At 70.7% G+C, this 12,748-nt stretch carries 9 protein-coding genes; all 9 read left to right on the top strand.

Translation table 11 applies throughout. The features are described from left to right. Positions 1–6 precede the first annotated feature (6 nt). The 9 genes from IEY36_RS16150 (at position 7) to IEY36_RS16110 (ending at position 12,748) form a co-directional block, all read left to right on the top strand. Entirely contained in the window at positions 7–798 is a 792-nt protein-coding gene (locus IEY36_RS16150; RefSeq protein ID WP_188968452.1) for an ABC transporter ATP-binding protein, read from the top strand. A gap of 2 nt (positions 799–800) precedes the next feature. Continuing rightward, positions 801–1,994 (top strand): NAD(P)/FAD-dependent oxidoreductase, encoded by a 1,194-nt coding sequence (locus IEY36_RS16145; RefSeq protein WP_188968450.1) that lies wholly within the window; start codon positions 801–803, stop codon positions 1,992–1,994. Next, on the top strand, positions 1,994–3,724 hold the full coding sequence (locus IEY36_RS16140; protein ID WP_188968448.1) for a NirA family protein: 1,731 nt from the start codon (positions 1,994–1,996) through the stop codon (positions 3,722–3,724). Before IEY36_RS16145 ends, IEY36_RS16140 begins: the two co-directional genes overlap by 1 nt. Continuing rightward, complete coding sequence (locus IEY36_RS16135; RefSeq protein WP_229681363.1) at positions 3,721–5,286, top strand: sulfite reductase subunit alpha; 1,566 nt, start codon at positions 3,721–3,723, stop codon at positions 5,284–5,286. Before IEY36_RS16140 ends, IEY36_RS16135 begins: the two co-directional genes overlap by 4 nt. Further along, a complete protein-coding gene (locus IEY36_RS16130; RefSeq protein ID WP_188968446.1) occupies positions 5,286–7,913 on the top strand; it encodes a nitrate reductase in 2,628 nt (875 codons plus the stop codon). Before IEY36_RS16135 ends, IEY36_RS16130 begins: the two co-directional genes overlap by 1 nt. 2 nt (positions 7,914–7,915) lie before the next feature. Beyond that, positions 7,916–9,256 (top strand): siroheme synthase CysG, encoded by a 1,341-nt coding sequence (gene cysG / locus IEY36_RS16125; RefSeq protein ID WP_188968444.1) that lies wholly within the window; start codon positions 7,916–7,918, stop codon positions 9,254–9,256. A 177-nt stretch (positions 9,257–9,433) separates the two neighbouring features. Next, complete coding sequence (locus IEY36_RS16120; protein WP_188968442.1) at positions 9,434–9,721, top strand: hypothetical protein; 288 nt, start codon at positions 9,434–9,436, stop codon at positions 9,719–9,721. A gap of 85 nt (positions 9,722–9,806) precedes the next feature. Then, entirely contained in the window at positions 9,807–11,408 is a 1,602-nt protein-coding gene (locus IEY36_RS16115) for an efflux transporter outer membrane subunit (protein ID WP_229681362.1), read from the top strand. 5 nt (positions 11,409–11,413) lie between these two features. Further along, positions 11,414–12,748, top strand: coding sequence for an efflux RND transporter periplasmic adaptor subunit (locus IEY36_RS16110; RefSeq protein WP_188968440.1), 1,335 nt, complete (start codon positions 11,414–11,416; stop codon positions 12,746–12,748).

Raw genomic sequence — 12,748 nt, 5'->3', positions numbered from 1 at the left:
CCCGCCATGGAACGCACATTCCTCGACATCTCCCGCGTCGTCGTCCGCTTCGCCCCGGGCGCGCCACCGGTGCTGAACGGCGTCGATCTGAAGGTGAAGCAGGGCGAATACATCGCCGTGATCGGCCATTCGGGCTGCGGCAAGTCGACGCTGCTGAATGTCGTGGCCGGGCTGCTGCCGGCGACCCTAGGCGGCGTGGTGCTGGAAGGCAGCGAGGTGACGGAACCAGGCCCCGACCGCGCCGTGGTGTTCCAGAACCACTCGCTGCTGCCCTGGCTGACGGTCTACGAGAATGTCCGCCTCGCCGTGGACCGCACCGCCGGCCGTACCATGTCGCGTGCCGAACGCGATGCCTGGACGCTGGAGAACCTCGCGCTGGTGCGCATGACCGACCATGCGCGGAAGCGCCCGAACGAAATCTCGGGCGGGATGAAGCAGCGCGTCGGCATTGCCCGCGCGCTGGCGATGCGCCCGAAGGTGCTGCTGCTCGATGAGCCCTTCGGCGCGCTCGATGCGCTGACGCGCGCGCATCTGCAGGACCAGGTGATGGCCATCCATGCGCGGCTCGGCACTACGGTCATGATGATCACCCATGATGTGGACGAGGCGGTGCTGCTGTCCGACCGCATCGTGATGATGACCAATGGCCCGAATGCGACGATCGGGGAGATCCTGGAGGTGGGCCTGCCGCGCCCGCGCGACCGGCTGGCGCTGGCCTCCGACCCGCGCTTCCTGTCGGCGCGCGAAGCGGTGCTACGCTTCCTGCATGAACGTCATGCTTTGCCGGCCGTGGCCTGACCATGCGCGTGCTGGTGATCGGCGCCGGACCGGCAGGGGCGCGCTGCGCGGAGCGTGTGGCCGAGGCTGGCCTCATGGTGACGCTCTGCGGCACCGAGCCAGCCCTGCCCTATGACCGGATCGCTCTCGGCCGCGTCCTGTCGGGCGAAGCGGAGGTGCCGGCGCTGATCTCCCACGACATCGCCCGGCTGCGCGCGCTGGGCATCGCGTATCGACCCTCGACGCGCATCGCCACCCTCGACGCCGCCACGGGCCATGCCGTAACGGCGCGAGGGGACACGATCGATTTCGATCGCGCCGTGTTCGCGACAGGGTCGGAGGCGGTGCGCCTGCCGCTGCCCGGTGCCGGCCTGCCGGGCGTTTTCGTCTATCGCAGCATGGCGGATGTGATCGCGATGCGACGCGCGGTCAGCGACGGCATGCGCGTCGCGGTGATCGGCGGCGGGCTGCTCGGCCTCGAGGCGGCGGCGGCGCTGTCGCAGCGCGGCGCGCGTGTCACCGTGGTGCATGCCGTGGGCTGGCCCATGGAACGGCAGCTCGACCCCATGGCGGGCGCCCTGCTCGCCCGCCAGCTTGGCGCGACGCGTCGCCTCGCCTTCGCCATGCCGGCACGCAGCGAGGCGATCGAAGGCGACACCCATGTCCGCGCCCTTCGCCTGGCCGATGGTGCGCGGATCCCTTGCGAGATGGTGGTGATGGCCGTCGGCGTTCGGCCCGCCATCGCGCTGGCGCGTGACGCCGGGCTGGCTGTCGCGCGCGGCATCGTGGTCGATGACGCGATGCGGACGAGCGTGCCGGGGGTGCTCGCCATCGGCGAATGCGCCGAGCATCGCGGCGTCGTCTGCGGCCTGGTCGCCCCTGCCCTCGCCATGGCGGAGACGGCGGCGGCGACGCTGCGTGGCGAAGCCGCGATCTATGCGCCGCGCGCCGACCCGACGGCGCTGAAGGTCTCCGGCATCGACGTCTGGTCGGCCGGAGAAATCGAGCCCGCCGATGCCGAGGCGATCACCCTGTCGGATGCCGCCATTGGCCGCTATCGGCGGCTGTGGCTGCGTGGCGGGCGACTGATTGGCGCCGTGCTCTATGGCGACACGGCCGACGCGCCCTTCTACCTCAACCTGATGGCCGAGGGCCGCGACGTCACGTCGATGCGCGCCCTGCTGCCCTTCGGCCCCGCCTTCCAGGACGCCGCGTAATGGACGACGCCCCCTTCGATCCGCAACAGCAGGAATACCTCAAGGGCTTCATGGCTGGGGTCGAGGCGCGACGCGGCAGCCTGCGGCCGGCCGGAGACGGCGGCGCGCCGCCGGACGCGCTGCGCGCCGCGCAGGACGCGACCATCGCCCGCGGCGGCAAGCTGGTTCCGCAGGAGGATGCGAAGCGCGCGAAACATCCCCTCGACCGCTGGGACGAGCTGACGGCACGCGCGGCGGAGGGCAAGTTCCCGAAGCCCATCGACGATTTCATCGGCCGCTATCACGGGCTGTTCTTCGTCGGCCCGGCGCAGGATGCGTTCATGTGCCGGCTGCGCATTCCCGGCGGCATCCTCGCCGCGCATCAGCTAGACGCGATTGCCGACATCGCCGCGGATTGTGCCGGCGGCTACGCCGATGTCACGACGCGGGCCAACCTCCAATTCCGCGAAATCCCGGCGGCGAAGGGGCCGGAGGTGGTTATGCGCCTCGGCGATATCGGCCTGCTGCCGCGCGGCACCGGGGCGGACAACATCCGCAACATCACCGGCAGCCCGACGGCGGGGATCGACGCGGCCGAACTCATCGACACGCGGCCGATCGTGCGCGCCCTGCACCATCACATCCTGAACACGCGCGACCTCTTCGCCCTGCCGCGCAAATTCAACATCTCCGTCGCCGGCGGCGGCGCAGTCGAAGTGCTGCAGGAGACCAACGATATCAGCCTCGCGGCCGTGCGGACGGATGGCGGCCTGCGCTTCCGCCTCACGCTTGGCGGCATCACCGGGCATCGGGATTTCGCGCGCGGCACAGGTGTCGTGGTGACCGAGGCCGACATCATACCGGTCTGCGATGCCATCCTGCGCGTCTTTATCGCCGAAGGGGACCGCACTGACCGTGCCAAGGCACGGCTGAAATACGTGCTCGATCGCCTTGGCATCGATGGCTTCCTGGCGCTGGTCGAACAACGTCTCGGCCGCACGCTGGAACGGCTGGCCGAGGCTGCGATCCACCCCCCCTCGCCGCCCGCCAAGCACGGCCATGTCGGCATCCATGCGCAGAAGCAGCCGGGGCTGTCCTATATCGGCGTGGTGACGCCGGTCGGGCGGCTTTCCGTGGACCAGCTGCGAGGCCTCGCGGACATCGCGCGGCGTTGCGGGTCCGGCACCATTCGTCTCACCGTCTGGCAGAACCTGCTGATCAGCGATGTTTCGCAGGACCGGCTGGGCGAAGCGATCACGTCCATCGCCGCGCTGGGCCTCACGCACGAAGCCTCCGCGCTGCGGGGCGGTCTCGTCGCCTGCACCGGCAATGCCGGATGCAAATTCGCCGCCAGCAACACCAAGCGCCACGCGGCGGAACTGGCCGACTTCCTGGAACGGAGGCTGACGCTGGATCAGCCGCTCAACATCCACCTCACCGGCTGCCACCATTCCTGCGCGCAGCACTACATCGCCGATATCGGGCTGCTGGGCGCCAAGGTCGAACGGGGTGACGATCTCGTTGAAGGCTACGACCTGCATGTTGGCGGCGGCTCCGGTCCCGAACAGAAGATCGGCCGGCTGATCCGCCCCAAACTCGCGCAGGATGAACTCGGCCCCGTCGTGCTGGGCCTGCTGCGATCATGGCTCGCGCAGCGCGAACCGGGCGAGACCTTCCATCTGTTCTGCGCCAGGCAGGATGATGCCGCCCTCACCGCGCTGGCCGCACCTGCCGAGGCGGTGGCGGCATGAGCACGACCATGCCGACTGCCTTCCCTGGCCCCGCGCCGGTGCCGCTCATCCCGGAAAGCGCGCCCTTCACAGTGGCTCAGCGCGCCTGGTTGAACGGCTTCCTCGCGGGGCTTTACGGCGGCGCGGCCGAAGGGGCGACCAACGCCCCCGCCGCGCCGCCGGCACCGGCAGAGGACTTCCCCTGGCATGACCCGTCGCTCGACCTCGACGAGCGACTGGCGCTCGCCGAGGGTCGGCCGCTGCCGCGACGACTCATGGCAGCGATGGCGCAACTCGATTGCGGGCAGTGCGGCTATCTGTGCCAGACCTATTCCGAGGCACTCGCCACCGGGGCCGAGACCTCCACCGGGCTCTGCGTGCCCGGCGCGAAGCCAACACAGAAGGTGCTGAAAGCGATCCTCGCCGAGACGCCGGCACCGGTTGCCGCCGCTGTCACCGTGCCAGTCGTCGCGAAGCCGCGCGGCCTGCCCGTGCCGGTGCTCTCCGCCACCCGCCTGACCGGGGCGGGGTCCGAGAAGGATGTGCGCCACGTGGTCATCGACCTCGCTGGCAGCGGTCTCACCTATGAACCCGGCGACAGCCTCTCCCTCGCCTGCCCGAACGACCCGGCATTGGTTGAGGCTGTGATGGCCGCGCTGCATGCCGAGCCGACCACGCCAGTGCGCGCCGGCAGCGTCGAGACGACGCTGCGTGCGGCGCTGACCGAGGCGCTCGACATCGCCCGCCCGCTCGACCGGACGCTCGACCTGCTGGCCGGGGCAGCGACCCATCCACCCCACGCCGCGGCCCTGCGCAAGCTGGCCGATGGCGATGACGGCGCCACGCCGGAGGATGCCGACCTACTGGACCTCCTCGTCGCCTTCCCCTCGGCGCGACCGCCGCTGCAGGCATTGCTCGACAGCCTGCCGAGCCTCAAGCCGCGGCTCTATTCCATCGCCTCCTCGCAGGCCGCCGTGGGCGAGCGCGTCGAACTTTGCGTCGGCGTGGTGCGTGACACGCGGCGCGGGCGAGCGCGCGACGGCGTGGCCTCCTGCCACCTGGCATATCGCGCGACGCCGGATACGCCATTGCGCGCGGACATCCAGGTCAGCCATTTCCGCCTGCCGACGGATGCGGCGACGCCGATCATCATGGTCGGCCCGGGCACCGGCATCGCGCCATTCCGCGCCTTCCTCCAACACCGCGCCGCCCGCGGCGACAAAGGTCGGTCCTGGCTGTTCTTCGGCGACCGGCGCAGCGCCACCGACTTCCTTTTCCAACCCGAGATCGAGGCCTGGCGAAAGGCTGGCACGCTGTCCCGCGTGTCGCTGGCCTGGAGCCGTGACGGTGCGACGAAGGACTACGTCCAGCACCGCATGGCGGAAGATGCCGCTGATCTGTGGCGCTGGCTGCAGGATGGCGCGCATTTCTACGTCTGCGGGGACGCCATGCGCATGGCGAAGGATGTCGACGCGGCCCTGCGCGGCGTCGCGCAATCCGAAGGCGGCATGAATGCCGACCAGGCGCGCGACTGGATTGTCGCTTTGGCGCGGCAGGGTCGTTACCAGCGGGACGTCTATTGATGGATGGCAGCCTCCCCGCGCGCGCGACCCGCACGACGTGCCCCTATTGCGGTGTCGGCTGCGGTGTGCGCGCCACACCGGATGGACGCGGCGGCGCAACCATCGAGGGCGATGCCGACCACCCGGCGAACCGTGGCCGACTGTGCAGCAAAGGCGCCGCACTGGGCGAGACGCTGGGCCTCGCGGACCGGCTTCTGCATCCGGAAGTCCGCGGCAAGCGCGCCTCCTGGGATGCCGCGCTGGATGCCGTGGCGGAAGGCTTCACCCGGGCGCTCGACAGGCTCGGTCCGGAGGGTGTCGCGCTCTACGTCTCCGGCCAGTTGCTGACCGAGGATTATTATGCCGCCAACAAGCTCGCCAAGGGCGTGCTCGGCACCGGCAATATCGACAGCAATTCGCGCCTGTGCATGGCGAGCGCGGTTGCCGCGCATCGCCGCGCCTTCGGCGAAGATGTGGTCCCCGGCACCTACGACGATCTTGATCAGGCGGACCTGCTGGTGCTGGTTGGCTCCAACCTCGCCTGGTGCCACCCGGTGCTGTTCCAGCGCGCGATGGCAGCCAAGGCCGCGCGGCCCGACATGCGGATCGTCGTGATCGACCCGCGCCGCACCGCGACCTGTGAAGGGGCGGACCTGCACCTGCCGATCGCGCCTGGTAGCGATGTCGCGCTCTTCGCGGCGCTGCTGGTTCATCTCGACGCCCATGGCTGCGGCGATGCCCGGTACATCGCCGACCACACGCAAGGCCTGGCGGAGACGCTCGCCGCCGCCCGCATGATCGCTGCCGAGGCGCCCGCGCTGACCGGGCTGCCGGCCACACAACTTGAGCATTTCTGCGAACTCTGGGCCATGACGCCGCGCGTCGTCACGCTGTGGAGCCAGGGCGTCAACCAGTCCAGCGCCGGCACCGACAAGGCCAACGCCATCATCAACGCCCATCTGTTCACTGGCCGCATCGGCCGGCCGGGCATGGGCCCCTTCAGCGTCACCGGGCAACCCAATGCGATGGGCGGCCGTGAGACGGGCGCCTTGGCGACCATGCTCGCGGGGCATCTGGAGTGGGACGCGCCAGGCGAGCACGCCGCTCTCGCCGACTTCTGGGGCCTGCCGCGGCTCGCGACGGGACCCGGCCTCAAGGCGGTCGATTTGTTCGAAGCCCTCGGCGCGGGCAGCATCGGCGCGCTGTGGGTGATGGCCACCAACCCGGCCGTCTCCCTGCCGGCGGGCGACGCGGTTCGTGGCGCGCTCGCCGCCGCCCCGTTCCTCGTGGTCTCCGAGACAACGCGACGCGCCGATACGGCCGCCTATGCTCACATCCGCCTGCCGGCACTTGCCTGGGGCGAGAAGGACGGCACGGTGACGAACAGCGAGCGCGTGATCAGTCGCCAGCGCGCCTTCATGCCCTGGCCGGGCGAGGCGAGGCCCGATTGGTGGGCGGTCGCGCAGGTCGCCGCTCGCCTCGGTCATGCGGACGCCTTCGCCTGGAGCGGCCCGGCAGCCATCTTCCGCGAACACGCCGCCGTCACCGGCCTGGCCCGTCCGGCCTCCCGCGCCTTCGACATTTCGGGCCTCGCTGCCCGGTCGGATGCCGACTACGCCGCCATGCCGCCGACCCGCTGGCCGGTGCCGGCCAGTGGCCCCGCCACGGAACGCTTCTTCGCCGATGGAAATGTCCCCGCTGGCCGTGCGCGGCTGGTGCCGACACTGTTCCGCGCCCCCCACGCGCAACCCGATGCCGCCTTCCCGCTGCGTCTGCTGACCGGCCGGCTGCGCGACCAATGGCATACGATGACCCGCACCGGCAGCGTGCCGCGCCTGATGGCCCATGCGCCGGAGCCGGTGCTGACACTGCACCCCGACGACGAGCCGGCATTGCCGGACGGCAGCCTGGTACGCGCCGACACGCCAGCCGGCAGTGCCGTGCTGCGCCTGGCGCGCGATGCCGGGCAGCGCCGCGGCACGGCCTTCGCGCCGATGCACTGGACCGCCCAATTCGCCCCCGCCGCCCGCATCAATGCCGCGCTGATCGCCGCGACCGACCCGCTCAGCGGCCAGCCGGAACTGAAGCATACGCCGCTGCGCGTCAGCCCCTATGCCGCCGCCTGGCATGGCTTCCTGCTGATGCCGCAGAGTGGCGGTGCCGATCTCGCCGCCTGGTGCGCCGTTACCCCGCTCGAGGGCGGCGCCTGGCGGCATGAATTCGCCGGCCCGGAGAGTCCGGCCGAAGCCTTCGCCCGGTTGCGCGCCCTTCTCCCCGCCGAGGAGTGGGTGGTGCTGGAGGACCCTGTCGCCGGCGTGTTTCGCGCCGCCGCCCTCGCCCGAGGCGCGCTGGCCGGCTTCGTCGCCGTCGCACCCGCTGCCTTGCTGCCGCCCCGCGACTGGCTCGCGGCGTTGATGACCTCCGGCGTTCTCGCCCCTGCCGACCGCGCGGCATTGCTGGTCGGCCGCCGCGCCGACGGGCCACCGCCCTCGCCCATGGTTTGCGCCTGCCATGGGGTCACCGTCGCCACCATCGTCGGCTGTGGCGCGGCGGACGTCGCGGGGGTCGGCGCCGCGACGCGCGCCGGCACGGGCTGCGGATCCTGCCGGCCGGAAATCGCCACGCTCCTGGCACGGGAGTTCGCCTGACCATGCGCCACTTCCCCGCATTCCTTGATCTGCACGGCCGCCAGGTGTTGGTGCTCGGCAACGGGGAGGTCGCCGACCGCAAGGCGGCGCCGCTCGCCGCCGCCGGCGCCATCATCCGCCGCGCCAGCCACTTCAGCGCGGCATTGCTGGATGGCGTCGCCCTGGCGGTCGGCGCCGATGCGGCGGAGGACGATCTGCGCGCGCTGTCCGACGCGGCCCAAGCGCGCGGCATTCCGGTGAATATCGTCGATCGCCCGGCGCTGTGTTCCTTTATCATGCCGGCGATCATCGACCGCGATCCGGTCACGGTCGCCATCTCGACCGGCGGCGCCGCCCCCGTACTGGCGCGCATGCTGCGCCAGAAGATCGAAGCGGTGCTGCCACCCGCGATCGGCGGGCTCGCTGCGCTGGCCGGGCGGATGAGCGCGGCGGTGCGGCGCGCCCTGCCAGATCTCGGTGCGCGGCGCAGCTTCCTCGAACGCGTGCTGACAGGACCGCCGGCCGCGCTCGCCCTGGCTGGCCGAACCCGCGACGCCGAGGCCGCCTTCGCCACCGCGCTGTTGGACGCCGACGGCCGGCCGGCCGGCTTCGTCCACCTCGTCGGCGCCGGCCCGGGGGCGGCCGATCTGCTGACGCTGCGCGCACAACGCCTGCTCGGCGAGGCCGACGTCATCGTGCATGACAGGTTGGTGTCGGACGCCGTGCTCGACATGGCCCGGCGCGATGCGGACCGCATCTTCGTCGGCAAGGCACGGGCCAATCACTGCCTACCGCAGGAAGAGATCAACGCGCTGCTGGTCCGCCTCGCCCGGTCCGGCAAACGCGTGGTCCGGCTGAAGGGCGGCGACCCCTTCGTCTTTGGCCGAGGTGGCGAGGAAGCGACGGCCCTCGCCGAAGCCGGCATCGCGCATGAGGTGGTGCCGGGGGTAACCGCCGCCCTCGCCTGCGCGGCCCAGGCGGGGATTCCGCTGACGCATCGCGACGCTGCACGGTCGGTCACCTTGGTCACCGGGCACACGCGCGACGGACGACTCGACGTTGATTTCGTCGGGCTGGCGCGGCCCGGCCAGACGCTGGCGGTCTACATGGGTGTCTCGACCCTGCGTGAGTTGGAAGCGGGGCTGGTCGCCGCCGGGCTCGACGCCTCGACGCCGGCGGCGGTGATCGAGAATGGTGGGACAGCCGGCATGCGTGTCCTGGTCGGGACCTTGGCCTCGGTCGCGCACGATGCGGCAGGCTGGGCCCGCGGCGGCCCCGCGCTGATCATGGTGGGCGAGGTCATCAGCCATGCCGCCGTAACCTCCCTGACACGCATGCCGGCCGCCCTCGCGCCGTTGAGCTGACCCGGACCGCGGCCCGGCGACGAGGCTGTGCCGCACTGTTGATCGGAGGCACCCGGGAACGGGCAGTTAACCCGGCGATGGCAGGCTGGACGAACCCCATAGGCGGCTGCGACAAGGGCGCATGGTGGCCACAAGCCTGGAGTCTCCGCCCTTATGTCGAGTCGGGTTTTCAGCGACGTGTCCATCGATATCCTCGACCGCATCGCCGCGCGCGACGATGCCGCCGGCTTCGAGTTCCGCATCGATGACGATCACCGGTCCGGCACGGTTGCCGGCACGACGCCGCTTGGCGAGGTCGAGGCGAGCTTCGACTTCGTTGCCGACCGCGCCGAATTGGCCGTGACCATCCTGCGCAAGCCGCCCTTCCTGCCGACGGCGTTGCTGTGGTCGGAATTCGCCCGCGCGATCGAGCGGGCCCGCGCGGAATCGGAGGCCGGATTGGCCGCGAATGGCGCGGGCGCCTGATGCTGCTTCAACCCACGGCGCAATGTCGGATTCGGCGATGCGCGCGCAACGTGTATTCTCCGCACGAACCTCAGGCTCGGGTCCTATGACACGCTCGGTCTTTTTCCGAATCCGCGTGCCGGTGCTGGCAGTGTTGCTGCCACTCGCGGCCTGCAAGGTCGGCCCCGACTTCACGGAGCCGTCGGCCACCCTGGCGGCGCGCTGGCTCCAGGCCGGGGACCCCGCCGTGACCACCGACCGCACGACCTATGAACGTTGGTGGACGGTGTTCAACGACCCGACGCTGAATGACCTGGTCGACACGGCCTACCGGCAGAACCTGACGCTGCTCGCCGCCGGCACGCGGGTGCTGGAGGCGCGCGCGCAACTCGGCGTGGCCGGGGGCGAGTTCTATCCGCAGGCACAGACTGTCGGCGGCTCGCTCTCCTACCTCCGTCCCAGCGAGAACGACCCGAGCGGCGTGACCCAGGCCGGCCTCGGCGAATTCTGGCGTGGCGCCCTGGCGGCCAGCGCGACGTGGGAACTCGATTTCTGGGGCCGCTTCCGCCGCGGCGTGCAGTCGGCCGATGCCGCCTATCTCGCCTCCATCGCCAGCTACGACCAGGTGCTGGTGACCTTGGTTGGCGACGTGGCCTCGACCTATATCGGCATCCGCACGCTGCAGGCGCAGATTGCCATCGCTCGCGCCAATGTGGCCCGTCAGCGCACCGCCCTGCAGATCGCGCGCGACCGCTTCCGCGGCGGCGTCAGCACGGGCCTTGACGTGGCGCAGGCAGAGAATGTGCTGGCGCAGACCGAAGCGACGGTGCCCCAGCTGACCGCACAGCTGGAACAGGGCCAGGCGGCGCTACGGGTGCTGTTGGGTCTGGCCCCGCAGGCGATGGACACGCTGCTGGCCGGGCGGCCCGACATCCCAAGGCCGCCCGAGACCGTCGCGGTCGGCATACCGGCCGACCTCGTTCGCCGCCGCCCGGACATTCGCGCCGCCGAATTGCGCGCCGCCGCGCAGAGCGAGCAGATCGGCATGGCGCTGTCCGAGCTCTATCCGGCCTTCAAGCTGAGCGGCGTGTTCGGATCCCAGGCGAGCAATGTCGGCGGCAACCGCGTCTCGGACATGTTCACCTCCAGCGCGATCCAGTTCGCCTTCGGGGCCAGCTTCAGCTGGCCGATCCTCAATTACGGGCAGATCACCAACAATGTCCGGGTGCAGGATGCGCGGCTGCAAGGGCTGCTGATCGACTATCGCAACGCGGTGCTGAATGCGCAGCGCGATGTCGAGAATGGGTTGAGCGGCTACCTCCAGGGTGGGCGGCAGGTGACGCTGCTCCGTCGCAGCGTGCGGGCCGCGGAAGAGGCGCTGACCATCGCGATGGATCAGTACCGCATGGGCACGCGGGACTTCACCACGGTGCTCACGGCCACACAGAACCTGCTCGCCGCGCAGAACAGCCTGGCCGTCGCGCAAGGAGGCCGCGCCACCGCGTTGACCGCCTTGTACCGCTCGCTCGGCGGCGGTTGGCAACTGCGCGAGGGCAATGACTTCGTCAATGACGCGACGCGCGACCAGATGCGCGCCCGCACCAACTGGGGGCAGCTGCTGCCGCCCGTCGGCACGCCCCAACCCGCGACCCCTGGCCTCCCCGGCCCCGCCGACCGCGGTCCCGACATCCGCGCACCGCAATGGTGATGATCATGAATCAGGCTCTCCTTCGTGGCTTCGCCCTGGTCCGCCGTGTCGCGACACGGCGCAGCGTGCTTGCCGTCGCTATCGCCCTGCCAGCCGTCCTCGTTGCGGAAAGGTCGGGCGCGCAAGGCGTGATCAACCGGCTGTGGGACGACGTGACCGGACGCAGCAGTTCAGCAAGCCCGGCGACACCGGCGTCGCCGCCGACGGCCGCGCCCCCGAGCCAGGGCGCGCCGCAGCCACAGGCCGCCCAACCGGCCGCGCCGGCGACAACGGCCCAGGCCGCCCCGCCGACGCTGCCGACCATTCCGGTGACCTCGCCGCGCACCCAGGCGGTTGGCGAGACGATGACGCTGACGGGCAATGCCGCGGCGGTGAACAAGGTGAAGCTGGTCGCCCGCGTGGTGGGCTACCTCGAACAGATCCATGTCCCGGACGGCGCCATCGTCCGGCAGGGCGACCTGCTCTTCACCATCCAGAAGGCGCAGTATGAGGCGCAGCTGCGCCAGGCGCAGGCCCAGCTCCAATTGCAGCGGGCGGCGCTGGCCCATGCGACGACCGAAGTCGCGCGCTACACTGCCCTGGTGCGGCGCAACGCCGCGACGCAGGTCGAGGTCGACAACTGGGTCTATCAGCGCGCCGCGGCCGAGGCGAACATCATCGCCGCCCAGGCGCAGATCGACATCGCCCAGCTGAATGTGGACTACACCCAGGTCCGAGCGCCCTTCGACGGGCAGATGGGCCGCCACCTGTTCGACCCCGGCAATGTCGTCGGCGGCAGCGGGCAGGACGCGATCCTGGGCGAGATCCTCCAGCTCGACCCGATCTATGTCGAGGTGAACATCAGCGGTCAGCAGGCGCAGCAGGTGCGTGCCAATCTCGACCAGCGTCGCTTCACCCTGGCCGAGATGCAGCGGGTGCCGATCGAGGTGCAGTTGCAGGGCGAGACCGGCTTCACGCATCGCGGCACGCTGAACTACGTCGCGCCGGTGATCGACTCCACCACGGGCACGCTGTTCGTGCGCGGCATCATGCCCAACCCGAACCGGACGCTGCTGCCGGGCATGTTCGTCAATGTCCGCCTGCCGATGGGCCGCACCCTGCAATCGGCGCTGCTGGTCCCGCAGCGCGCGCTGCAGGAGGACCAGGGCGGGCGCTTCCTGCTCGTGCTCGACCAGAATGACGTGGTGCAGAAGCGCTATGTGCAGCTTGGCCCGCTCGTTGGCGCCTGGCAGGTCGCGACCAGCGGCGTGAATCGCGATGACCGCATCGTAGTGGGTGAACTGTGGCGGGCCTCGCCGGGTCTGCATGCGCGTCCGCAGCCGACCACGGTCGCCGAGTAG

Origin of the sequence: Neoroseomonas lacus (assembly GCF_014644535.1) — a bacterium.
GTDB lineage: Bacteria > Pseudomonadota > Alphaproteobacteria > Acetobacterales > Acetobacteraceae > Neoroseomonas > Neoroseomonas lacus.
Note: the sequence above shows the minus strand (reverse complement) of the source record. Positions and strands in the feature narration are given on the sequence as shown.

Coding starts and splice junctions, on each gene's coding strand:
- IEY36_RS16150 (WP_188968452.1), top strand. CDS start 7: ATGGAACGCACATTCCTCGACATCTCCCGCGTCGTCGTCCGCTTCGCC.
- IEY36_RS16145 (WP_188968450.1), top strand. CDS start 801: ATGCGCGTGCTGGTGATCGGCGCCGGACCGGCAGGGGCGCGCTGCGCG.
- IEY36_RS16140 (WP_188968448.1), top strand. CDS start 1,994: ATGGACGACGCCCCCTTCGATCCGCAACAGCAGGAATACCTCAAGGGC.
- IEY36_RS16135 (WP_229681363.1), top strand. CDS start 3,721: ATGAGCACGACCATGCCGACTGCCTTCCCTGGCCCCGCGCCGGTGCCG.
- IEY36_RS16130 (WP_188968446.1), top strand. CDS start 5,286: ATGGATGGCAGCCTCCCCGCGCGCGCGACCCGCACGACGTGCCCCTAT.
- cysG (WP_188968444.1), top strand. CDS start 7,916: ATGCGCCACTTCCCCGCATTCCTTGATCTGCACGGCCGCCAGGTGTTG.
- IEY36_RS16115 (WP_229681362.1), top strand. CDS start 9,807: ATGACACGCTCGGTCTTTTTCCGAATCCGCGTGCCGGTGCTGGCAGTG.
- IEY36_RS16110 (WP_188968440.1), top strand. CDS start 11,414: ATGAATCAGGCTCTCCTTCGTGGCTTCGCCCTGGTCCGCCGTGTCGCG.